This is a genomic window from Dokdonia sp. Hel_I_63 (genome assembly GCF_007827285.1).
In the GTDB taxonomy this organism is placed as follows: Bacteria; Bacteroidota; Bacteroidia; order Flavobacteriales; family Flavobacteriaceae; genus Dokdonia.
On sequence record NZ_VISD01000001.1, the window covers coordinates 2,921,868 to 2,947,205 of the forward strand.

The following is a 25,338-nucleotide window of genomic DNA, read 5'->3' on the forward strand; positions in this document are numbered from 1 at the left end:
ATAGAGCAACTCCCAGTATTTGAAATCATCTTATACCATCCATAAGTTTCAACAAAAGGACACCATCCAGTGGAACGATTTTGTCGCGCTATCGTGCAACGCAACATTTCTTCATAATAGGGCATTTATGGAGTATCATTCTGATCGTTTTATAGATAACTCACTGATGATTTATAAGAACAAAAAAGTAGTCGCACTGCTACCGGCAAATCTTAAAGGAGAAACAATCTATAGTCATCAAGGACTTACTTATGGAGGATTATTAATGCTAGCCTCCCTCAAGATTGCGGACGTACTAGAGTTATTTAAAGAGCTACTCACTTATTTAGAGTCCATAAATATCCAGACGCTTTACTTAAAGCAGATTCCTAGTTTTTACAATCGTTTGCCTAGCGAAGGACTAGACTATCTTTTACAACTCGTTCAAGGGGCTTGCTATAGAGTGGATAGCGCCTCAGTCATTGATTATAGAAATGACATACAGATTCAATCTAATAGGCTTGAAGGTGTAAAGAAAGCTCAAAAACACGATTTACTTATTAAAGAAGAAGATAATCTTGAAGATTTCTGGGATGTTATATTAATTCCTAACCTTAAAGAGCAACATAATGCGGAACCTACACACTCTATAGAAGAGATAACCTTATTAAAGAAAGCGTTCCCTAATAATATTAGACAGTTTAATGTTTACCATAATGGGCAAATTGTTGGTGGTGCTACAATATTTGAGACAAGTACTACAGCACATGTACAGTATATCTCGGCAAATAGTAAAAAGCAAACTTTAGGTACATTAGACTTTCTCTTTAATCATCTTATAAAAATTACCTTTAAAGACAAGCGGTATTTTGATTTTGGAACATCAAATGAGAATGCAGGAAAACAACTCAATAAAGGACTTACTTATTGGAAGGAATGTTTTGGCGCACGTACTTTTGTGCATCGAAACTTTAAAATAAACACTGCAAATCATATCTATTTAAATAACGTACTGGTATGATTCCATTTTTAGATCTTAAGAAAATAAATGCTCCCTTTGAACAGGAGTTTAAAAACAAGTTCGATTCCTTTTTAGCGGAAGGTTGGTTTGTACTAGGAGAAGAGGTGCAACTCTTTGAAGCAGAATATGCTCAGTATTGTGGAACAACACATTGTGTAGGTACAGCAAATGGTCTCGATGCTTTACGACTCATTTTTGAAGGCTATAAAATCTTAGAACAGCTTCAGGAAGGAGACGAGGTTTTAGTTGCAAGTAATACGTATATCGCTACGATTATCGCTATTAAGCAAGCTGGTTTGATTCCAGTATTAGTAGAAGCTTCGTTACTTACATATAATTTCGATTTTGAAGATCTAGAACATAAAATTACTCTTAAAACGAAAGTAGTGTTACCTACACACTTGTATGGGAAACTTACGGATATGGAAAGGATTAACGCTTTCGCGAAAGCGTATAACCTATTTGTAATTACAGATTGCGCACAATCACACGGAGCGAAGGATGTTAAAGGAAATCGCAGCGGATCACTAGCAGATGCGAGTGCACACAGTTTTTACCCTACTAAAAATCTAGGAGCCTTAGGAGATGCCGGAGCAATTACCACAGATAATGAATCGCTGGCTCAGGTGGTAAAAAAATATAGAAATTACGGCTTTAAAGAACGCTATGTAGCCGAATATGCAGGAGTTAATTCTAGACTTGACGAGTTACAAGCGGCCTTCTTGAGAATAAAATTAAGAGAATTAGACATACAAAATCAAAAACGTCGTGAGATTGCGATCCAATATCTCAGTAAGATTGATAATAAACATATTTTACTACCTCAATTAGATAAAGAGGAAAATCATGTGTGGCACTTGTTTGTGATACGAAGTGTTTATCGAGATCAATTACAGACACACTTACAAAATCAAGGGATAGGGACTAATATTCATTATCCAGTTCCTCCTCATAAACAAGAGGCACTTAGCGAGTACAATATGCAATCATTTCCCGTTTGTCAGCAATTGCATAATGAGGTACTTAGTATTCCTCTATCACCAGCATTATCAGAGGAAAATGTTGAGGAAATTATAACAGCGCTAAACAACTTTAGATGCTAAGTAAAATACGCGCTAGTATAGGTAATAATACTCTTTTAAAGATAGGCTCGATAAATGCTGTGAGTGTAATTCTTCAAATTTTAGGAGGTCTTATAACTTCAAAACTTATTGCTATTTATCTAGGAGAGCGTGGCATGGCATTGCTAGGTTATCTGCGCAATTTTATTACTTCGGCTCAAGCTGCAGGAAATCTAGGTTTGTCTAACGGTATTGTCAAGTATGTAGCTACCGGTGATGAGAAGAGTCATTTATTGTCAAAATTATTATCTACAGTTGTTATTGTGAGTCTCGTTGCGACTTTAATTGTATCGTCGGTGTTATATGTAGGCGCAACATATTTTAATACACAGGTTTTTGGAGAAAGGACACAGTACATATACGTATTTAAATTGCTAGCTATAGCCTTGCCGTTTATAACACTTAACGGTATTCTGCTAGCCGTTATTAATGGGCAGTCGGCTTATAAGAAGGTGGTTAACATTCAAATATTTTCTAATCTTTTAGGTCTTGCTATAGCGGTGTTAAGTATTGTATACTACGGTGTGCAAGGTGCACTATTTGCACTAGTTATAAGTCCAGCAGTGATACTTGTGATTACCTTAATTGCATTAGGAAAGCAAGGTGATGTATTGAGAAGTATTTTATGGTCAAACTTTGATACAGCAGCGCTACTAAAGCTAGGATCGTACACACTTATGGCTTTGTTCTCTATGATTGTGCTGCCGCTCGTATACATTGCCATACGTAAAGAGATAGGTGATGGTGCTGGTTACTGGGATGCAATGACCAGAATATCTAGTTATTATGTGAAGTTTGTCGCCACACTAATGACGTTGTATATACTTCCTCAACTCGCAAAGGCAAGTACAGACGCATCCTTCAGAAAGGAGATATTTGGGTTTTATAAAACTGTTCTTCCACTCTTTGGAGTTGGACTTGTGGTAATATTTCTACTACGTCATTTTATTATAGGACTTGTTTTTACCGAAGATTTTATCCCCATGACGCATCTTTTTAAATGGCAGCTCTTAGGTGATTTTTTTAAGGTAGCTTCCATCGTGATAGGATATCAAATTATTGCAACAAACAATCTAAAGTTATTTTTAATAACAGAGATAATATCTCTAGGAGTAATCTATTGTTCTGGAATTTACTTGGTGCGTAAATTTGGATATGAGGGAGCGTCTATGGGACATTGCTTTAGTTATTTTATACATTTATTGGTATTACTGTTTATCTTTCGGAAACCATTATTTGGTAAAATAATTGCAGCAAGTGAGTAGACTTAGTAACATATTACAATCCTTTAGAATATGGAAGTATAAAATACTTTCATCACATAAAAGTATAGATGGCCATGCGGTACTTCATCAACCTGCGCAAATTAATGGTAAAGGAAAAGTATGCTTTCGCGAAAGCGTACATATAGGTGTTATCAATTCGCCATTATTTTATAATACCTATGCGTATATAGAAGCAAGGAAAGTGGGCAGTGAGATTATCTTTGGGAAAGACGTTGCTATTAATAATAACTTTTGTGCGATTGCAAATGAGTCTTCTATAACTATAGGAGACAGAACAACCATAGGTTTAAATTGTAGTATTTATAATTGTAATTTTCATAGTCTTAATCCCGAATACCGAAGATCAGATACAGGGTCTAGCGCAGCTGTGACTATAGGTGAGAATGTTTTTATAGGAAATAATGTGAGTATCTGGAAAGGTGTAACTATAGGAGATAATGCCGTGATAGCGTCAGGAAGTAAGGTTACAGTAAATGTAGCTGCGGGAACAACGTTTTCTAGCTTTTCTTAAAGAATTAATTATTCCAAGTGTCAATGTAAGTTTGTGCGACTTTCTTATAATTATGATGAGTTTCAATAAATAATCGAGCATTCCTTCTTATCTCCTCAATGGTTTCTGGATTTTCAATGAGTTTTTCTAGACTGCGCACTATTTGATCTACATCTGGCGTAGCATCTATGGCCACAGTTTCTAAAAGATTGTAATGCTCCTTAAAGTGACTGCCGGCGCCAGTAAATACTATTTTACCCTTTGCCATTGCTTCAAGTGCATTATAGCCTTGATCATGTGAGTAAATTTGATCTAGAATAATATGTGCGCTATTATACTTTTTAATGTAGGTTTTATAGGGTAAGCTTTCGGTGGTAATTATAGTAACTTTTGAAGCATATTTCTCTTTAATTATTGCAAGCGCATTTTCAAAAATATCATTTCCTTTCTTAAAATAGTTTGCGCGATTTATGCCATGAAAGATGATAATAGGATTTGTATTCTCCTGAGGTAAGCTCTTAATGGTATCTGTGTTTATGGGATTAGGAATCAAACCTATATATGCATCATAATCTTTGAGCGGTATGTGATAATCAAGATCTGTAGCAATCACGCCATCTATAAGCTCATATAATTCTTTATGCAGTTCCTTGTAATCAAGCTCGAGATACTTAAGAGCAGGGGCAAAAGATTTCTTATCTATCTTTTCTTCTTGAAACGGTGTTACTATAGTGTATGGAAGCTCCTCAGTAAATGCATGTGTGATACTTGGATAATCTGCACCGCAAGAGAGGAGGAATATTTTCTTATTGTGATTTTTTAAATACTGAGCTATTTCTAGTTCTAATGATGGTGTGGTGTCAAAACTAGATTCATTGATAAGTTGTACCACATCATAACCAGAAAGTTTTGGTTTTAAAAGATTGAATGACTTTCGTAGAGCGATCTCAGAAATATCAATGCTAGTTATTTTGAGAATAATGAGCTTAAGTTTTTTTCTCCATCCGCTAGTATAGCCTCTTTCAAGTCTAATATCTACAGGATAGTTTTTAAATCCATCGCCACTACCCACAATCGTTACTTCGTGTCCTAACTGTAAAAGTCCTTCTTTGAGCGAATTGTGAAGTCGGCTGTATTCGCCTACAAGTAAGATGCGCATTGACTATATTTGGTATTCAAAATTTCTTCTGTTGCCTAAAGATACTCATAAAAAAATTGCGCTAGTTACCATCTCATTGGCAGGTGGTGGAGCAGAGCGATCGCTGGGGATTTTATCTACTATGTTATCCAGACTAGGGCACTCGGTACATATCGTGACGTTAAGAGATGACATTAAAGTCCCATATGCTGGAACACTTTTTAATCTAGGTAGTTATAAATCAAATGATGATAATGTGCTAGATCAATGGAATCACTTAAGGCAACTTAGATCATATCTAATATCTCAAGGCTTTCATTTAATTATAGATAATAGATCGCGACCTTCCTTATTTAAAGAAATTTGGTATACACAATATGTGTATCGTAATTTAAATGTTTTATGCATGGTCAGAAGTGGTCACTTAGAAATGTACTTCCCTAAACCAGCTGCAATAACGAAATATATCTATAAAGATGCCTACTTTGTTGGAGTGTCAAAACGTATATGTAAGAAAATAAAAGAGCGCTATGGTTTTAAACACATTAGCAATATCTATAATGCAATACCGCGATTTTCAGAAATAAATGATACTCTAGCGCTTCCTTATGATTATGTATTAGGCTATGGCCGACTGGTGGATGATGTTAAGAATTTTAGTTTGATGATTTCAGCTTTCGCGAAAGCGAACTTAAAACTTCCCTTAGTAATTATGGGTGAAGGCATTGATAAGGAAAAATTATACAATCTTGCCAAAAAACTTAAAGTGACCGACAAGGTCTACTTTATAGGTTATCAAGAAAATCCATCATCTATTGTAGAAAAAGCTTTGTGTACACTCCTTACCAGTCATTATGAAGGTTTCCCAATGGTGCTTGTAGAGTCATTGTCACTAGGAACTCCAGTGATAAGCGTAGACTGCGAGTCTGGGCCTAGTGAAATAGTACAACACGGTCATAATGGATTATTAGTTCCTAATTATGAGATAGAGGCACTATCTGTAGCTATGCGTACGCTAGTTCTTGATGGACAATTTTTAGCACATTGTAAATCAAATGCCAAAGACAGTGTAGCACACTTGTCACAAGAACGGATTAGTAATGACTGGAATGCACTGATAAATTCCTTATGAAGAAAATTATAGAAATCCCAAGAATAACAGACCCACGAGGTAATCTTGCCGTTATAGAAAATGGTGTGTTTCCACATGATATTAAGCGAGTTTATTATTTACACGATGTGCCTAGTGGAGCCTATCGCGGCGGTCATGCACATAAAGAATGTGTAGAATTGCTCATTGCAGTAAGCGGTAGCTTTGAAGTGATACTCGATAATGGTACAACTAAAGAACGCGTAATGCTTAATAATCCTAGTGAAGGCTTATTGATTGATGTGAATATTTGGCGAGAACTTGAAAATTTTTCTTCAGGATCCGTCTGTCTGGTGCTTGCATCGCATGTTTATGATGAGGAAGATTATATACGCTCACACGATACTTTTCGACTACATATATGCACTTAAGTAAATACCATGTCGAATAAGAAATTGTTGAAGTTCTTTTAAAGTTATAACAATTGCTTTTGGCATTTTAAGAAGAAATTGCTGTCTAGTTGTTAGATTAATGGGGTTTATTTTTTTACTATTCTTCTTGAAGTTAAGTTGGTCTCCTGCTATTTTATAATGTATGGAAAGTGCGTATCGATTTATATCTAGATATTTTTTTAGGTTAGGCTTTTCATTTACTTGAGGCTCGTATTTATCTAAATCAAGAAAACTACGTTTTTTAGTCGTTGTATTTGAGATTCTGTTTTCACTATGTAAAATGTGAGTAGCAGTAACTTTATTACTGTATGCTATTCTGTATGCCAGCGCAAGTCGTATCCATAGATCTGTATCTTCACCTGCCCCAAAAGTAATGGATGTATCGAATCCATTAAGCTCATGAAAAATTTTCTTAGTAACAGCAACAGCAGAGGTCCAAGCTACTGCACCTTTAAGGCTCGCATGAAAATAATCATCTACATAACCTTGCCACCCTTGGGGTTTATCTCCCAACGGAGTTTTTATAGTACGTGTAAACGATAGAGAATACTGCTTTTGATAAGCAGCGCAATACAATGCAGCATCTGGAAATTTGGATGTAAGATTATCTAGCTCTTTAAGGTGATCAGGTTCCCACAGATCATCTGCATCCAGAAATGCGATATACGTGCCTTGTGCTTTACTTACTGCGTAATTACGAGCTGTGGAAACACCTTCGTTTTTTTTACTAAATATAGCGAATTTATGTTCACTATATCTATCGACAACATCCATACTACTATCGGTAGATCCATCATTTACAATAATTACTTCATAATCTGTAAACGTCTGGTTAATGATACTTTCGATGGTTTGAGCAATCGCTTTTTCTTTATTATATAGTGGTACGACTACCGAAAATTTAGGCATTTTCTTTAAGATTTAAATAGTGATGCAATCTGTACAGGTCAAAAAGCAATAAAGATGGATTCTCGCTCATTATTAATTTTTTTTCAACGTACTTCAAACTCTTACCTATAATAGCCCTAAAAAAAAGTATTCCTTTATACTTTTTAAGAGTAAGATAGCTTTTTTGTAAACGTGTGAAGTCATGGGCCATCATACCTTTATCTTCATAATATATGAGAGTCTCTATCGCTTGTAAAGACTTTTTTAAAAACACATCGTTCTTTTCTAAACCATGATGTATTACTGGATTATCTATGTGTTGGACATCATAACCTTGTTTAAGGATTTGATAAGAGAATATGTTATCCAGACCATATTTGTTTGAAGAAATAATATTGAGCTTTAAGAACGCTTCCTTTTTTACAAGTATATTTTGAGAAATAATAAAATAAGGAGTTTTACATCTTTTTTTGGCTAGTTGTGTTTCTCTTTGTGTTCCATATGTACTCCTAAGAGTGAAATCATCGTTATTATCTATAGCATATGATATACCACCATGAATAATATCATGGGATGAATTTAAATGCGAAACATAATTTTCAATAAAATTTATTGAAGGTAGTGCAACATCTGCATCTAGAAATAGTAGCCAACTATATGTTGCGTTATCAGCAAGTTTAGAACGGGTGGCAGTTCTACCTAAATTGGTAGCGTTTATTAGCCGTTTTACGTTAGTGTTTCCTAGAAGTTGTACGTTTTTTTCTATGTATAGATAAGATGCATCTTCACAGAAAATCACTTCAAAAGTAATTTTCACACGATGTGCTTGCTCACAGATAGACTGGGCAAGATCTGTGATGTCAGTATTATATGTAGGGATAAGTATAGAAAGCATTAAAGTAATGTCAATATACGCTAAATAGAAGTTTTAGTCATTTTACTAGCCAAAATCTATATGAAGTCTCACTCATTAATTTATATGAGGGAGACTTCATTATCCATCAAACACCAATTTATTGATGAATTGGATAATATATATGCTCAGAAAAGATTTTAAACTGTTTTCTGTACAACCTCAAAAACCTTATTGCCATCACACTTCAGTGTTTTAGATGGATATTTTAATAAGAGCGCATAGTCGTGAGTTGCCATTAGTATAGTGTTCCCATTCTTATTAATCTCTTGTAACACCTCCATGACTTCAACACTGGTTTGCGGGTCAAGATTTCCAGTAGGTTCATCTGCAAGGATAAGCTCGGGATCATTGAGTAAAGCGCGTGCAATAGCAATACGCTGTTGTTCTCCACCAGAAAGCTGATAAGGAAATTTAAATCCCTTGTTTTTCATGCCTACTTTATCAAGAACCGAATCTATTTTACTTGTCATAGCAGCCTTATCCTTCCATCCAGTTGCTTTTAAAACAAATTTTAAATTCTCGATAACGGTTCGGTCATTTAATAATTTAAAATCTTGAAAAACAACACCAAGTTTACGACGTAAAAAAGGGATATTCTTTTCCTTAAGTCCATTGAGATCAAACCCTACAATATTCCCTTTTCCCTCTGTGAGCGGTAAATCACCATAAAGCGTTTTCATGAAACTACTTTTTCCAGAGCCCGTTTTACCTATGAGATACACAAAGTCACCTGGTTCAATGGTAACATTAACTTCAGATAAAATTAAATTTTCTCGCTGATATATAGCAGCGTGTGAGAGTTCAAGAACAGGTGTAGACATAAATTTTATTATTACACTCAAAGTAACGGAATTTCGATGAAAGTGTTTTAAAGCTACTTCAAAAGTTTTATAATAAGTTGTGTAATCTCGCTTTCGCGAAAGCAACAAAAAAAAGCCTTCAGTAACACATACTGAAGGCTTTTTTGTGATCAATGTATGCTTTCCTTATCGCTTCAATGTAAAGTGACCATTAACCGTTCTCTGTGTGCCCTCCTCATCTACTTCTGTAAATTCTACTCGGAACCAATAATCACTTGAAGGCATAGGCTGTCCATTAAAGGTACCATCCCATCCAGCGCCCACTGGACTGATTTGCTTTAGGAGTTTTCCGTATCTATCAAAGATGAAGATCTTTGCGTTTAAGTTTGGTGCTACTCCCAGTCCTATGATATTCCATGTGTCGTGGAAACCATCTGCATTTGGCGTGAAGAATCTTGGGTAATCAATTATCCCTATCTCTACTTCTGATACGCTACAGTTACCACTCGCCAGTCTTCCAAAAACAGTGTGTGTCCCCGGTGTTACTCCTGTAAAAGTAGTACTACTCTGGAACGGCCCATCATCTATCGCAAACTCATATGCTGAAGCGACATCTGCTCCTGTAACATTAATTACTTCTACCGTGTATAATCCGCTATTGTTAAAGGAAGATTCTACTACGACCGCTTCAAAAACGGGTGCGCTCTCTGCGCTATATACCGCTTCTGCTACATAATCACAGCTCGTGCCATCTCCATAAGTAGCGGTAATCATCACTTGATACGTCCCTGCAGCATCAATAGTCACCTCAGGGTTTAGCGATACTAATGCGCCATCGCGTGTCCAAGCATAACTATAAGTAACCCCAATCTGCGGACTCTCCACCGTACCATCAATGATAAACGGATTAAGCGCTTCGCCTGTAATCTCATCTACACAAATCTGTCCGCCTTCTTGAGTTAAGTTGGTGTATGGTAACGGTTGTACAAATATCTCAAAACTCTCTATCGTGCTACTCTCACAGCTACTTGCAGTGTTTACCGCTCTAGCATAAATCACTTGCGGGTTCGTTGTGTTTTCAAAAGCACTAGGAGTAGCAATCGCATTTGTCATCGCCTGCGCATCTGCAAGGCTAGTATAATAACTTACGGAAGTTGCGGCTACGTTTCCAGTGATGAAAGCGTTTTGCTGAGTAAGATCAAAAGTTGCCGTACTCTGCTCTGGCGCGATATTTACTCCAAAATCGTCTGCACATTGCACGATATTATCTGCTGGGAATACTTCTGGACGTGATTCTACCGTAAAGATGATGCTGGTAAAATTCACACATCCTGTCGTCGCATTTTCTATACGTACAAATAATTCCTGATTATCTGCCACCGTATATGGCGAGCTAAGCGCTGCTGCATTTGCTGCCGCTTGCACCTCTAGTTCATGGTAAGTGATCATAAAATCACTGGTTACCTGCGGCGCAGCAAGTAATCCAGCCAAATCTGCGAGGGTTGTTAAATCGACACTTCCCATCGCGTCATCACCATCAAATTCTTCACAGAAGGTATAATCTACAGGTCCAGCTGCTGCCAAGATTGGTAGCGGGTTTACCACCACTTCAAAAGGAACTACTACAAAACATAGATTTCCGTCGCTATCTAAGTCGCTGTTTCCTGGCACATCACGTTCCACTCTTGCGTATAATGTTTGGTTGCCAGTCACGGTATTGATAAACGCAGTCACATCTGCAATGGCTAGCGTGGTGTCTTCTGGGTTCGCTTCCGCGAAAGCGAGCTCTGTATACACCGTTACATTCACAGGTTCAGCTCCAGCAATCTGCGCGATAGCAGGTGTTAAGTCAAAGACTTCAAAACCATCTGTTGCCGAACCTGAACCTGCATCAATCACTCCATCACCATCAGTGTCAATATCTGTAGTCGTATCACACACTTCAAGCGCATCTGGGTTGGTATTTGGCGTTGGCAGTGGTAACACTTCAATATTAAAGGTCGTTCCATCACTACATCCTGCTGGGCTTGATACTACTGCCTGGATGGTCTGAGGATTTAAAACATTTGTATACGCCGAAGGATCTGCAATAGGAGTTCCTGCATTCAAAGCTGCAAGACTCTCATAATACGTCACCGTAAGCAGCGGATCACCACCAGTGAGACTGGCTTGGTTTACGCTTAAGTCAAATACGGTAAAAGTATCTGTATCATCATCACAAATCATCAGGTCTAGCTCATCACCATTCGGGTTTGCCGTAGGTGGTGTCTCAACTGATATCTCAAAAGAACCAATGGCAGCACATATATTTGGAGAGCCGTCACTTACTTGTAATCTTACCCAGATAGTTTCTAGTGGTGTTATCTGTGTTGCTGTATAAGCGGTAGGGTTTACAATTGGATTGATTCCTAAATCGGCATCTGCTTGTGTATTATGGTAGGTAATGACAAGGGTTGCTGGATCTTGCGTTCCTATAATCGCAGCCTCATTTTGAGTAAGGTCAATAACCTCCATTAAATCATTGTTATCATCACATGCTGCAAGGGTTGCTAGTGTTGCTGGAAGCTCAGGAATAGGAAATACAATAAGTTCAAACTCATAGATCTTCGTACAACTTGTGGCTGTGGTAGCATCCGTATCTTGTGCAACGACATACAGCGAAGTCATTCCTGAAATGTTATTATAAGGAACCGTAATATCTATCTGACCTGCTCCTGTATCTGCCGATGCATTATCTAAGGTCTCATAAAAACGTAAGGCTACATTCGTTACTGTTGCTAGTAAGTCGTCATTATATTGCTGCAGGTCAAATGCTCCAAAGCCATCATTATCTTCATCACAAGCTACTGCCGCTGGTAATGGCTCTCCAATGACTGGCAGTGGATTCACCTGAAGGTCTACCGTAGTTTGAGCACCACACATTCCTGCCTGATCACTTGTAACTAAAATGAAAATGGTCTGCGGACTCATGCCTGTATTTATATAGGCTGTTGGGGTCATGATAGCATTGGTTGCCCCAGCATCTAAGTCGGCTTGCGACTCATAATAGCTAACACTTAAAGTGGTGTCTCCTCCAGTAATTAAAGTATCAAGGCTCGTTAAATCAAAACTTGTAATCCCATCAGTATCGTTGCCTACCAGTGCTCCTGCGCTATCGCACTGCTCAAAAACTCCAGGAGGTGTGATTACTGGAATCATCGCTATGTTTAGATTGAAAGTGCCAACGACCGTACATCCTGTAGTTGTATTTTCTAGACGCACCCAGATTGGCGTGGTTGGCGCACTTGCTAAATAGTTCAGCGGATCGGCAACTGGCATATCACTTGCACTTCCTACCATCGCTTCTGCGCTGGCAAGGGTTTCATGATAGGTAAGGGTAACATCAGCAGTGGTTTGTGTTCCTAGAACAATTGCATCGTTTTGAGTAAGATCAAAAAGCGCTTGTCCATCTTCATTATCATCGCAAGAGGTTAAATCTGGGATTACTGTAGGAAGTACAGGTGCTGGTTGTACGGTAAGTACTAGTTCGATAACACGGTAACACTGGGTTGCTGTTGCTGGGTCCGTATCGGTTGCTCGTACGTATATTGTTCTAGATACAGTCTCATAAGCTGCAGGAGTTGCTATCGATGGACTACCCAATTCCGCGGAAGCGAGTGTCTCATGAAAAGTGAGTGACATAAACGTCTCTCCATTGATAATATCTGCAGTTACTTGACCTGTAAGATCAAATACTGCGTCTCCATCATTATCTACATCTCCATCGTTTGCCATGGTATCACATTCTTCTACCGCTGCAATAGTGGTAGGTGATGGTAATGGGTTTACCACTAACGTAAGGGTGGTGGTTTCAAAACAGCTAGTTACGATATTCTCTACTCTAGCAAAAATAGTTTGGTTGGCCATCACGGTATTTTGATATACATCCGGAAGTGCTGGCGCACCTGCATCGGCATCACCTTGGGTAAGGTGATAGCTCACTGCCCAGTCATCATTACCTCCAGTAATCTCATCATCACGGCTACGAAGATCAAAACTTGCAAACTCATCGGTATCACTACCGCTCTCTAGATCATCACAAAGCTCATATTCGGCAGCTTGCACCGGAGTAGGAAGCGGATTTACAACAAGAGAAAGGGTCGCTATGTTACTACAAAAAGTAGCTGTGGTCGTTGGTTGCGCCGTATCTGTCACCACTGCAAAAACAGTTGCCGTATTGCTGGTGTAAGCGCTAGGAGTTGCGATGGCAGGAGTTCCAGCTTCCGCGGAAGCGAGAGAAGAAAACCATTCCACACTATGAGTTGCAGGATCTAAACTTCCTAAAATATTTACTACCTGCGTGCTTAAATCAAAAATCTGTAGTCCGTCGCTATTATCGTCACAAAGCGTAAAAGGAGTTGGGTTTTCATTAGGCATCGGTCTGTTAAGTACTCTCAGCGTAAGTGGTGTCGTGTCATAACAACCTATCGCATTAAACACACGAGCAAAAATGATTTGCTCAAAAGGGTCGTTGTTGATATACATTGCTGCGTCCAGCTCTTGACCTACAGGCGCATTATCTGCATCTGCCTGGGTAAGGTAGTAGGCAACATTTAAACTAGGGTCACCACCAGTGATTTCGGCATCTCTAGAAGAAAGTACAAAAAAGTCAAATACACCATCATTATCATCATCACAAGCCTCATAATCGGCTGGAGTGACAGCCACAGGCACTGGGAAGCTACGGATGCTCATACTCGTCGTTGAAAAACAACCTGTTATATTATTAGTCACACGTACCCCTACAATCTGAGGATTGCTCGTGGTGGTAAACATCGTGCTATCTGGAATACTTGCATCGCCAGTAGTAGCGCCAGCAGCGTCCAAGTGATAGGTTACCGTGAGATTTGCATTAAAACCACTAGTGATTTCGGCATCTTTTTGAGAAAGATCAACCGTGGTAAATCCATCTACTACACCATCATCATCACACACTTGAAGCTCTGATGGCGTAATTGCCACAGGATTCTGATTCACAATAATCTCAAAGTTCATTGCTGTATCAAACGTCGTACACGTGCTGCTTGTACTTCTTAGACTATAGAAAATAGTCTGCGGGTTACTACTATTTGAAAAAGAGGCAGGACTTGCAATCGCTACTGGAGGTGTAGCCGTATAAGCTGCAATGCTCTCATAAAAAGTAACTTCTAGATCTGCATCTCCACCAGTAATTTCTGCTATACGCTGCGTTAAATCAAAAGTAGCAGCATTGGCTACAGCAGAACAGGTTTCAATACTACTGATGCTTGGTAGGAATGTTGGGTTGGGGGTGACGGTGAGTCTCACATGCTCTCCAAGACCTATACATCCACTATCTGTAGCTGCCTCTACACGAACCCAAATGTCTTGAACACCGCCAGCACTTGTAAATAGTGGGTTGTTGCTATAAGCAGCAATATCCGTAATAGGATTAATCTCAGATAAAGCCTCTTGTTCTGTTTCATAATAAGCAACAGATACTACCTGTGGTGAGAACGATGTCATTATCGCGGTGGTAGCAGCAGAGAAATCAAATACAACGATACCATCACCATCAGTATCACACTCAATCTCATCTGCAAAGAGCGTTCCATCTGAAATTTGAGAAGCACTCACAATCACATTAATAACGCCTTCTCGTGAACATCCATCTAGATTTGTAACTGTTACAGCAATAGCCTCTGTAAAAGGAGAAGCACTATTTACATAAGCCGTTGGATCAGTTATAGGTGCGCCAGAAGCGTCTACGTATGTAAAAGTCTCATTAGCTGAGTTTGTACTTAATTCACTCTGTGACTGTGTTAAGTTTAAAGTCGTAACACCATTTGTATCATCATCACACTGACGTAAGGTTACTGGTGTGGTAAGCACCGGAAGGGCGTTTACTCTTAGATTGACAGGTGTTATTGAGAAACAACCAGTAAATGCAGTGTTTTCAACTCTAGCAAAAATAGTGTCGTTATTAGGGCTGGATGTATTTGTATAAGCTGCAGGAAGTGAGTTTGTATTACTGGATGCCTCTGTCCCATTAACATGATAACTCACTTCAAATTGTACAGGGTCAAGTCCATTTAGAACTTGGCTGTCTAATGTTGAGAGATTGAACGTTGCCACCCCATTAGTATCATCTCCATCTATATTATCATCACAAATCTCATAGGTAGCTGGCATTGTTGCAACAGGTAATGCAACAACCTCAATGTTAAATGAAGTCGTACTTGCACAAGCAGGCAAGCCATTGTTTTCTACACGAACAAAAATCTCATCACTTACAGAATTATATGATGAAGTGCCTGTTAAAGCTCCTGTACCTGTATCTGCGTCTGATTGACTTAAGTGAAAGGTTATTGAAAAATCTGTGGCATTCTGTCCATTTAAAATATCAGAATTCTGAGTATCTAAATTAAAATTTGCAAAACCATCTGCATCTGTATCACACTCAAAAATATCATTTGGTGCTGTTGCTACTGGAACTGTAAAAAATGTAACGACAACCTCGTCTGTTCCTGTATCACCAGCAGTATCTGTAATAGTAACTTGATATTCACCACTAGCAGTTACATCAAGCATCGCTGTGGTAACTTGAGCTCCACCACCATCTAAAACAGGCATAAAACCTGCTCCAGTATCGACAGCCCATGCATAACTCGCTGCTTCGGTACTTGTGGCATCTAGTGTAACAGTCGTTCCCTCACAAGCATCTTGATCTGCTCCTAATGACGCGTTGACAATAGAACAATCTGTACTCCCAGCCCCCGTCGTAGCTGGATCATTGGTTTGCTCTATAAAAATTTCAGCTTGCTGACCAGAAAAATTAGTCACCATAAAAACATAGATGTCCCCCTCTTGTGCATTAGAGATACTTGGAGTCTCTACAGCTGCTCCTGAAAAACTACAATCCTCGATATTTGCACCAGTTAATTGATCAAAAACATCTGTATCAGGAAAGGGTCCCCAAATAATAAAGTCTACATCAAGACCAGTTCCTATGGGTGTTCCGTCATCATCTATTGATGTATTCTGAGTTATTTGAAAATCTAAATCGCCGTCTTGACCTATCTGCAAAAAATACCAAGTAGGAAAAGGCTGACTACCTAAACAACCATAATTAGGTCCAGGTTGAGCATCTGTTGTACAAGACGAATCTGTGCTACCTGTAAAACAAGCATCAAAAGGCGTTGAAAAAACTGGATCATTCGTACAAAAAGGAACTGCTTCCTGAAATGTCGAACCTCCTGCCGATGTCTGGGCAAAAAGCGACGTATTTATAAAAGAAAAAGCTATTAGAATTAAAGCTACACGTAGGATTCTCATTATGGGATTATTTAAGAAGCGAAAAATAGCGTTTTTTTGCTAAAATCTCGTTAAAGAAGCCTCGATTTGTTAAGAACTATTAACAATAAAATCCCCCACTAGCAATGCCTGCAGTAGCTAAATAATCAGATTAAATTATGACAAACATGCACCACAGAGGGTAACCACTTGCATAGCTTCTTTTACATCATGAACTCTCAATATATGAGCGCCTTTATTAATGGCGATTGTATTTAATATTGTGGTCCCATTAAGTGCCTTATCTGGTGATGTCTCAAGAGTCTTATAGATCATAGATTTGCGGGAAACTCCTGCAAGAATAGGGAGGCCTAACTGTTTGAAGATTGCCAACTTATTAAGTAACTCAAAACTCTGACTTGATGTTTTTGCAAAACCAAATCCTGGATCTACAATAACATCATTTATTTTATGTGCTCTTGCGAGAGCAACTCGCTTACTAAAATAATGCAATACTTCCTTGGAAACATCATCATACACCGCAAGTTCCTTCATAGTCTGAGGAGTACCTCGCATATGCATCATTATATAAGGAACACCCAGCTCCCCTACTGTAGGCATCATTTCATCATCTAACTGCCCAGCACTGATATCATTAATTAATGCTGCTCCCGCTGCTATGGCTTTTTTTGCTACGCTTGCCCGAAAGGTGTCTACAGAGATTATAATCTCAGGAAATGATGTAACCAGTTGTTCTATCACTGGAATCAATCTTAACTCCTCCTCCTCTACCGAAATATTAATAGCTCCTGGTCGAGAACTGTAAGCTCCTACGTCAATAAATGTGGCGCCATCATCAAGCATTGTTCTTACTTGGTCAATAGCAGCTTCCATATCTTTATACCTACCACCATCATAAAAACTATCTGGAGTAAGGTTTAGTATTCCCATCACCTTAGGCTTTGAGAGATCTATTAGCTTTCCTTTACAGTTTATTTTCATGGATGATTATTTATAAATACTTGGTTTTTATTCATTGATAGTTTTACTTCTTTAGCAGCTACTTTTAATCACACACCATCCCTACTCCATAGACCCGATTGTAGTGAAAATCCCACAGCTGGCTGGTGCAACCGCCGCGAGGAATTGCAACAGAAAGCGGGATACTGCTTCAAAAATACATCATAAACGCTGTGCTTCAAAAGGATAATAGTGAGCATTATTTTCTAAGGCGCAACTCATTTCTTATATTGAAGATTTTAACCGAAATTTACCAAAAATCAAACAACACAGTATGCCCGACACTTCTGCCCAATATGATGCGGTAATCACACAATGTAGAGACCTTTTTATTAAAAAAATGAATGACTATGGGAGTGCATGGCGCATATTGAGGCTTCCTTCTCTCACCGATCAAATTTTTATAAAAGCACAGCGCATACGCGGTTTACAGCAAAACGATGTGCAAAAAGTTGATGAAGGGCAGCAATCTGAATTTATAGGGATCATAAATTACTGTGCAATGGCGCTGGTGAATCTTGAGCGCGGCGTGGTAGAACAACCAGACATGCAACTTGAGGAGGCCACTCGTGCCTACGATGAGAAAATAAAACTCACAAAACAGTTAATGATGGATAAAAATCACGACTATGGTGAAGCATGGCGTGATATGCGAGTGAGCAGCCTTACAGATTTGATTCTCCAGAAATTATTACGTGTGAAGCAAATAGAAGATAACAAGGGAAAAACGCTAGTTTCTGAAGGTATTGATGCAAACTATCAAGACATGATTAATTATGCTGTCTTTGCAATGATTCACTTAGGTGAAGCATAAGAATTAGTATTTATGAATAAAAGTTACGCTTTCGCGAAAACGTGACTATCACACCTCCAGTGCTGCTGGTTTATATATGAAACTACTTACACACATAGCTCGCTTTATTGTAGGAGCACTTTTCATCTTTAGCGGATTTATAAAGCTTAACGATCCTCTCGGGTTTTCTTATAAGCTACAAGAATATTTTAGCGCAGAGGTTTTAGGTCTTGAATTCTTATCACCTTACGCCCTACTTATTGCCATCATACTTGTGGTGGTTGAAGTACTTTTAGGAATTGCCTTGCTAGTAGGGTATCGTAAAAAAATCACGCTGTGGTTATTGTTTGCAATGATTGCGTTTTTTACATTTCTTACCTTCTACTCGGCTTATTTTAATAAGGTGACAGATTGTGGATGTTTTGGTGATGCTATTCCGCTAGTGCCTTGGGAGTCTTTTGCAAAGGATGTGATTTTGCTAGTGCTTATCCTTTTCTTGATGTTTAATCAGAAATATATCCTGCCTCTTTTTGGCAAACTCATCAACACCTCTATTGTCTTTGTATCATTTTTAGCATGTATGTTCTTTGGTATGCACGTACTCGAGCACCTGCCATGGTTAGATTTTAGAGCTTACAAAGTAGGCTCTAACATAGCTGAAGGGATGAAAATCCCAGAGGGCGCAACAGAAGCTACGTTTGAGTACCAATGGAAATTTAATATTGACGGTAAAGAAGAAGTAATTACCACAGAGGGTGGCTACCCACAGGTGGACGGAGAGTTTATCTCGTACGAGGTCGTACAGACAGCCGAAGGCTATGAGCCACCTGTACATGATTTTACAATAGAACGCGGAGAAGAAAACTATACTACAGAATTTCTAGAGAAAGAAAATCTAGTTGTAATTGTTGCTTATAATCTGACTAATACGGAGCGAGAAGGTTACTATAATATAAGAACCATTGCAGAAGATGCTATTAGAAAAGGATATAACGTCATAGGTCTAAGTTCCTCGTCGCAAGATGTAACGGATGAGTTTGTACAAGATTTCAAACTTCCTTTTAAATTCTACTTTACAGATGAAACGGTTTTAAAAACTATTGTGCGCGCAAATCCTGGGATTGTGAGTCTTCACACAGGAACTATCTTACAAAAGCTTCATTATAATGACGCGCAAGACTTGCGCTTACAAGCTTTAGAAAACAGTAAGCCAAACCTTGATTTTACTCTTAAATATGAGCTGGACAGTATCGCCATTCTAGATCAAAAGTACAGAAGGATGATGTACTTGCAAGATGGAGAAGAAAAGAATGCCGAAGCTAAAAAGCTAGGCGTTGCTCCAGAGGAATTTCAAAATTTTATCTGGAAGCAACAAGAATTGCTAGATAGTATTAATCTTGAGCGTATTGAATATACCATAAAAACGAAAGGATATCCTGGGAAGAGTATCGTGGGCGAACCTACAAATACTGCTGCTTGGTATGTGATCCAGCATAATCCCGATAAAATCCCAACCTACATAGATACCATCAAAAAAGCTGGAAAAGATGGAGAATTACCATACAGACTTGTTGCTATGATGGAAGACCGCTTACTTATGAGTAATTGTAAACCTCAAATTTACGGTACCCAAGGAGCAACATATCCAAACATGGCTGATTTTATATGGCCTATAGCAAATCCACAAGATGTAAATAAAAGACGTGCTGCAGCTGGATTTCCTCAAACTATTGAGCAATATGGAAAAGACCTTTTTGGTCAAGACTTTGAATACAAAGAAATAACTCTTGATGAAGCGCTTGCTGCAAAACAGCAAATGCTCGAAGGTAAGGCGGCATCAAATTGATTAAATACCTATTATATAAATTAGGTTATGCGCTTCTCACATTATGGGGAGTAGTAACCGTCATTTTCTTCTTGTTTACGGTACTTCCTGGAGATCCCGCACGTATGATGCTAGATCAAAATGAAGATCCAGAACAACTAGCTAAAGTGCGTGCAAAATATGGATTTGATAAGCCTATAAGTACGCAATACGCATACTACATTAACGATCTTTCTTTGCTCTCTCTACATGCTAATGATGAGAAAAACTACACATCTCTATCCTCTGGCAAGTACAGCGCCACTCCATTATTTGAGATTGGCAATAGCACGCTAGCTGTAAAATATCCATACCTAAGAGAAAGTTTTCAAAAGACAGGCAAACCCGTCACACAAGTAATTGCCGAAACGTTACCTAACACTATTGTTCTTGCCGTAAGCGCTATTGTGATTGCCATATGTATTGGTGTTTTTTTAGGGATTATTTCTGCTCAAATGCGGGACACATGGGTTGACAAAACCATACAGATTGTAAGTACATTAGGGATGAGTGTTCCTAGTTTTTTTAGCGCTATTCTTTTTGCTTGGCTCTTTGGTTATGCCCTTCATAAATATACCAATCTCAATATGACAGGTAGCTTGTATGAGATGGATGATTTTGGGGAACATGTGCACATCCAGTGGAAGAACTTGATTTTACCAGCACTGGTTTTAGGTATACGACCGCTTGCCGTTGTGATTCAATTAATGCGTAACTCGCTCCTAGAGGTTTATAATCAAGAATATATAAGAACTGCAAAAGCTAAGGGGCTCACCACCTACCAGATTATAAAAAATCACGCACTTAAAAATGCATTAAATCCTGTAGTCACCGCAGTGTCTGGATGGTTTGCTTCTATGCTCGCAGGCGCCGTGTTTGTAGAATATATTTTCGGGTGGAATGGTTTAGGTAAAGAAATAGTAGATGCGCTCAACACACTCGATTTACCTATTATCATGGGTGCCGTGCTTATTATCGCTACGCTATTTGTAATCATTAATATTCTTGTAGATTTTATCTACGGCTGGCTAGATCCAAAAATTAGGCTACGATAAATTGCATAGTTCTTACGAAAACGTAATCGTGAAAACTGGGTTAAATCAAGAGTAAACCTCTCTTACTCTTAGTATATTTGATTTTTAAGGAATTCGCTTTCGCGAAAGCGAAACACAACAAAGTAAAACACATACGCCTTTTCAAAACCACATGTAATGCTACACTGGTTTATATAACTGTGGCTTCTGAAATTAACTACTAACGAAATCTCTTTGTATTAAGAGATAAAAACGAACTATAATGAGAAAAAACATCGTCGCTGGGAACTGGAAAATGAATAATGACCTAGGTGCTACAGCAACCTTAATCACTGCACTCAAACAAATGAAGAATGAAGGAAATGCAGAGGTAATTATCGCTCCTACTTTTGTAAATCTTTACAGTGCTTTTGATAGTCTTTCTGACTCTAATATCACTGTTGCTGCGCAAAACATGCATCAAGCAGAAAGTGGAGCTTTTACGGGAGAGATTTCGGCGGGTATGCTCAAAGGGATTGGTGTAGATACTGTGATTTTAGGACATAGTGAACGCCGTGCTTATTTTCACGAAAGTGATGAGCTACTTGCTCAAAAAGTAGATAGCGCTCTTAATAATGACATGAGAATTATATTCTGCTTTGGCGAAGAACTAGAAGATCGTAAAGCAGGAAAAGAAGAAAATGTGGTGGGTAGCCAACTCAAAAATGCATTATTTCACTTAGATGCTAGCGCGTGGTCAAATATTGTTCTTGCATACGAGCCAGTATGGGCAATAGGGACTGGAGAAACAGCATCACCCGAGCAAGCACAAGATATGCATGCCTTTATAAGAAAAACTGTTGCCGAAAAATATAACAATGAAGTAGCAGAGAATGTATCAATCCTTTATGGAGGATCTGTAAAGCCTGCTAATGCTAAAGAAATTTTTGGGAAACCAGATGTAGATGGTGGACTCATAGGTGGAGCTGCACTTAAAGCAGATGACTTTTTTGATATTGTAAATGCGTTTGCATAGTCTCAAATAATTTAAGAATTGACAATGCGCTTCCAGAGATGGAAGCGCATTTTTATTTTATATCAATTGGTATTAGTACATTAGAGCTTAATCTTTTATCACATGAAATTCTTTTTTACATCGCTAGTCCTACTCCTCACCATCTGTAGTTGCACCTCACAACAAGTAGTTACCACAAGCACTCAAGAAGATGACACACTCGTACTTCTCAAAAATGCTCAAGAAGCCAAGTCCATTTATATTACAACAGATGGCAATATGGGAATAGGTAAAAAAGAGCCAAAAGTTAGACTTGAGGTAAATGGCCAGGTACATGCAAGATCAGTAAAGGTGGATATAAAAGAATGGGCAGATACGGTATTTGAAGATGGATATGATTTATCACGCTTACGCGAAATTGAAACCTACATTCAGAAAAATGGGCACTTACCCGAAATTCCGTCTGCCGCAGAAGTTGAACAAAATGGTATTGAACTAGGTGCCATGAATGCACTACTTCTAAAAAAAATTGAAGAGCTCACCTTACACCTCATTGAGAAAGAAAAACAAATTGACCAACTAACTAAAGACGTACAGGCTCTCAAAGAAACTATCGCTCCATCTGACACTAAGAATAATGAATAAACTCATTATTTTATCTCTTCTATTCTACTCTTTCCTGCTACAAGCGCAAGAAGATCGCTTTTATATACGTACAACCTCGATAAATGTAGATATACCTGTAAGTACAAAGGACTCCATTGTAACCTATTTAGGGAATGATACAAGACTCAAAAAATTGTTTACTGAGCATCAAGTTAAAACATTTAGAAAGGAATTTAAGTACGCGCAGCGAGATAAACTCAAACGCACATACTTTGTTATTGCAGAGAATAAAACGTTTCAAGAAGAATTGATGAATCTAGTGCCAGATCTTTTTGAGTTTGCAGAGAGTATCTCCAATGAATCGCTACAAATTTATGAACCCAATGATTACGGCGTTACAAGCACTACTGGCAAGAATACCGGAGCCCAAGCGGTTCTTGATTATTATGATTTCCTCGGTATACCACAAGCTTGGTATTACACCACAGGTTCTCCGGAAGTAATTATTGGAATATCTGACGGTTACATAGACCCTGAAGATCCTGAGTTTGCAGGCAAAACTACCATACTCAAAAAAAGTAGCCTATCCAAAGGTCATGGATTTACAATCGCTGCCATAGCTGCAGCTCATGGTGATAATGGATATGGCGCGGCGGGAGTTTGCTATGACTGCAACATATACACAACCACCTATGGTAACTTTAAAGAGTTGGGCCAACTACTAGAACTATCAAGAGCAGGCGCAAAAGTGATTAATTGCAGCTGGGGATCACGCACCTATTATGAAACTGCACAAGAAGCGATTAATGAAATGCGCGACCTTGGCACCGTCATTGTTTCTGTACCACATAATGCGGCATATAGTGTTACAAATGGAGAACAACTAAGATATCCAGGCGCTTATGAGCATGTGATATCTGTAGGGAGTGTGCAGCATAAAAATGATGAAATCTCAGATGGACTTCTCATTGAAGAGAAAAACGGGAAATATTATGCAGAGAAGCAGCAATACCATTTATCACGTACAGGTGGTTTTAAAAATAATGATCCCAAAAATGAATATACGCTATACCTAAGTTCTACAAATAATCTGGATAGCTCTGTAGATATTGTCGCACCGGGAAATAATATTTTTCAATACTATAATTATAAAGAGAATGGTGAAATATTTCATAATCCGTTCCAGGCGACATCTCCTGCCGCACCACTTGTCACTGGAACTATAGGACTTATGTTTTCACTTAACCCATCACTCTCAGTAGATGAAGTGAACAGCATTATAAAATTAAGCGCCACTAATATTGATCACATAAAAGCAAACGCTCGACTCAAAGGATTATGGGGTGCAGGAGCATTACACACAGGCAGAGCTGTAAAGATGACCCATGAAATGCTACAACCTGATACGTATATGATGATTGAAAATCAGCGATTTGCTCGGTGGGATTTTAAAATTAATGCCGCGTATAAAATCATGATTAAGAATCAGCAATTTATAGAGGACACTACAGCAGATTTTACTGCAAAAGATGAGATTCTCATCAACTCAGAAACCGTACTTTTGCCTGGAGAAAACGGATCTATAATACTTACTATTGATCCCGATGCATCTTATAACTTAGAAACTATAAAAGAATGACACCCATTTATTTAGGATATACCTTTACTATTGAGCCACGTGACCCTGCTACAGAAATTATCATTGCAGAGCTAGGTTACGCTGGTTTTGAAAGCTTTACAGAAACTACAAGTGGTGTGATTGCATATATCCAGAAAGAAGAAGCATTTCCTAGTGGTGAAGTTGATTTTGAAGCACTTCTTACTGATATTCAGATTCTCAAATCTGATGAGTTTAACATCACCTACACTGCCGAAGAAATTGAGCAAGTAAACTGGAATGAGGAATGGGAGAAAAACTTTGAACCTATTGAGGTAGACGGAAAATGTGCCGTACGCGCACCTTTTCACGAGAAAACTGATGTTGAGTTTGATATTGTGATTGAGCCAAAAATGTCATTTGGCACGGGTCACCATGAGACTACACACATGATGATCAAGCACTTACTCAAACTTGATGTTGCTGGCAAAAAAACACTTGACATGGGCTGTGGTACTGGCGTACTCGCCATCCTAGCCGAAATGAGAGGTGCACAACCTATAGACGCGATAGACATTGATAACTGGTGCTACCTTAATACTATTGAAAATGTAGAACGCAACAACTGTAAGCACATTACTACTTATGAAGGTGAGGCTTCATTGCTATCTGATAAAAATTACGAATTCATTATCGCAAACATAAACCGCAACATTCTTTTACAAGATATCGGCGTGTATGCTAGTTGTCTCTCTGAGGATGGGGTACTGCTATTAAGCGGCTTCTATACAGAAGACATTCCGCTGATTTCAGAAAAGTGTAATGAGCACGGACTCTACTTTGTAAGTAATTATGAGCGCAATAACTGGGTGGCTTGCAAGTTTGAAAAAAGAGGATAATTTCAAATTGTTGATGATAAATAATTGTTAGAATTATGCTTTCGCGAAAGCGTAATCTCT

At 38.5% G+C, this 25,338-nt stretch carries 19 protein-coding genes; 13 read left to right on the forward strand and 6 right to left on the reverse strand.

Annotation, left to right across the window (positions count from 1 at the left end; all coding sequences use genetic code 11):
• Positions 1 to 19 precede the first annotated feature (19 nt).
• From JM84_RS12765 to JM84_RS12780, 4 genes are read left to right on the forward strand one after another with little or no spacing between them, the layout of a single operon-like run.
• Complete coding sequence (locus JM84_RS12765; protein ID WP_013751589.1) at positions 20 to 1,000, forward strand: GNAT family N-acetyltransferase; 981 nt, start codon at positions 20 to 22, stop codon at positions 998 to 1,000.
• On the forward strand, positions 997 to 2,103 hold the full coding sequence (locus tag JM84_RS12770; protein WP_013751588.1) for a DegT/DnrJ/EryC1/StrS family aminotransferase: 1,107 nt from the start codon (positions 997 to 999) through the stop codon (positions 2,101 to 2,103). The genes JM84_RS12765 and JM84_RS12770 overlap by 4 nt, the downstream gene beginning before the upstream one ends.
• Entirely contained in the window at positions 2,097 to 3,386 is a 1,290-nt protein-coding gene (locus JM84_RS12775) for an O-antigen translocase (RefSeq protein ID WP_013751587.1), read from the forward strand. Before JM84_RS12770 ends, JM84_RS12775 begins: the two co-directional genes overlap by 7 nt.
• Complete coding sequence (locus JM84_RS12780) at positions 3,379 to 3,918, forward strand: DapH/DapD/GlmU-related protein (RefSeq protein WP_013751586.1); 540 nt, start codon at positions 3,379 to 3,381, stop codon at positions 3,916 to 3,918. The genes JM84_RS12775 and JM84_RS12780 overlap by 8 nt, the downstream gene beginning before the upstream one ends.
• 4 nt (positions 3,919 to 3,922) lie before the next feature.
• Here JM84_RS12780 and JM84_RS12785 read toward each other — a convergent pair whose 3' ends face one another.
• Positions 3,923 to 5,056, reverse strand: a complete 1,134-nt coding sequence (locus JM84_RS12785; protein ID WP_013751585.1) for a glycosyltransferase — start codon at positions 5,054 to 5,056, stop codon at positions 3,923 to 3,925.
• Positions 5,057 to 5,087: 31 nt separating this feature from the next.
• On the opposite strand from JM84_RS12785, the gene JM84_RS12790 reads away from it, so the two are divergent.
• The gene (locus JM84_RS12790; protein WP_013751584.1) at positions 5,088 to 6,167 is read left to right on the forward strand and encodes a glycosyltransferase; all 1,080 of its coding nucleotides are present in this window, start codon (positions 5,088 to 5,090) and stop codon (positions 6,165 to 6,167) included.
• The gene (locus JM84_RS12795) at positions 6,164 to 6,556 is read left to right on the forward strand and encodes a sugar 3,4-ketoisomerase (RefSeq protein WP_013751583.1); all 393 of its coding nucleotides are present in this window, start codon (positions 6,164 to 6,166) and stop codon (positions 6,554 to 6,556) included. The genes JM84_RS12790 and JM84_RS12795 overlap by 4 nt, the downstream gene beginning before the upstream one ends.
• Here the strand turns inward: JM84_RS12795 and JM84_RS12800 are convergent.
• The 5 genes from JM84_RS12800 to folP all read right to left on the reverse strand — a co-directional run bounded on the left by JM84_RS12800 (position 6,539) and on the right by folP (position 17,473).
• Complete coding sequence (locus tag JM84_RS12800; protein ID WP_013751582.1) at positions 6,539 to 7,486, reverse strand: glycosyltransferase family 2 protein; 948 nt, start codon at positions 7,484 to 7,486, stop codon at positions 6,539 to 6,541. The genes JM84_RS12795 and JM84_RS12800 overlap by 18 nt on opposite strands.
• The gene (locus JM84_RS12805) at positions 7,479 to 8,360 is read right to left on the reverse strand and encodes a glycosyltransferase family 2 protein (RefSeq protein ID WP_013751581.1); all 882 of its coding nucleotides are present in this window, start codon (positions 8,358 to 8,360) and stop codon (positions 7,479 to 7,481) included. The genes JM84_RS12800 and JM84_RS12805 overlap by 8 nt, the downstream gene beginning before the upstream one ends.
• 158 nt (positions 8,361 to 8,518) lie before the next feature.
• Positions 8,519 to 9,202: a cell division ATP-binding protein FtsE gene (locus JM84_RS12810; RefSeq protein WP_013751580.1), complete on the reverse strand. Its 684-nt coding sequence runs from the start codon at positions 9,200 to 9,202 to the stop codon at positions 8,519 to 8,521.
• A gap of 165 nt (positions 9,203 to 9,367) precedes the next feature.
• Positions 9,368 to 16,513, reverse strand: a complete 7,146-nt coding sequence (locus JM84_RS12815) for a T9SS type B sorting domain-containing protein (RefSeq protein ID WP_144784653.1) — start codon at positions 16,511 to 16,513, stop codon at positions 9,368 to 9,370.
• Positions 16,514 to 16,648: 135 nt separating this feature from the next.
• Positions 16,649 to 17,473 (reverse strand): dihydropteroate synthase, encoded by an 825-nt coding sequence (folP, locus tag JM84_RS12820; protein WP_013751578.1) that lies wholly within the window; start codon positions 17,471 to 17,473, stop codon positions 16,649 to 16,651.
• 292 nt (positions 17,474 to 17,765) lie between these two features.
• On the opposite strand from folP, the gene JM84_RS12825 reads away from it, so the two are divergent.
• From JM84_RS12825 to prmA, 7 genes are all read left to right on the forward strand, one after another.
• A complete protein-coding gene (locus JM84_RS12825) occupies positions 17,766 to 18,305 on the forward strand; it encodes a DUF1599 domain-containing protein (protein ID WP_144784656.1) in 540 nt (179 codons plus the stop codon).
• A gap of 76 nt (positions 18,306 to 18,381) precedes the next feature.
• Positions 18,382 to 20,130, forward strand: a complete 1,749-nt coding sequence (locus tag JM84_RS12830; protein WP_144784658.1) for a BT_3928 family protein — start codon at positions 18,382 to 18,384, stop codon at positions 20,128 to 20,130.
• Positions 20,127 to 21,203, forward strand: a complete 1,077-nt coding sequence (locus JM84_RS12835; RefSeq protein ID WP_144784660.1) for an ABC transporter permease — start codon at positions 20,127 to 20,129, stop codon at positions 21,201 to 21,203. The genes JM84_RS12830 and JM84_RS12835 overlap by 4 nt, the downstream gene beginning before the upstream one ends.
• 241 nt (positions 21,204 to 21,444) lie before the next feature.
• Positions 21,445 to 22,197, forward strand: a complete 753-nt coding sequence (gene tpiA, locus JM84_RS12840) for a triose-phosphate isomerase (RefSeq protein WP_144784662.1) — start codon at positions 21,445 to 21,447, stop codon at positions 22,195 to 22,197.
• A gap of 102 nt (positions 22,198 to 22,299) precedes the next feature.
• Positions 22,300 to 22,821 carry a hypothetical protein gene (locus JM84_RS12845; protein ID WP_144784664.1) on the forward strand — a complete coding sequence of 174 codons (522 nt, stop codon included), beginning with the start codon at positions 22,300 to 22,302 and terminating at the stop codon, positions 22,819 to 22,821.
• Positions 22,814 to 24,421 (forward strand): S8 family peptidase, encoded by a 1,608-nt coding sequence (locus JM84_RS12850; protein WP_144784666.1) that lies wholly within the window; start codon positions 22,814 to 22,816, stop codon positions 24,419 to 24,421. The genes JM84_RS12845 and JM84_RS12850 overlap by 8 nt, the downstream gene beginning before the upstream one ends.
• On the forward strand, positions 24,418 to 25,278 hold the full coding sequence (gene prmA, locus JM84_RS12855; RefSeq protein ID WP_144784668.1) for a 50S ribosomal protein L11 methyltransferase: 861 nt from the start codon (positions 24,418 to 24,420) through the stop codon (positions 25,276 to 25,278). Before JM84_RS12850 ends, prmA begins: the two co-directional genes overlap by 4 nt.
• Positions 25,279 to 25,338: the final 60 nt, after the last annotated feature.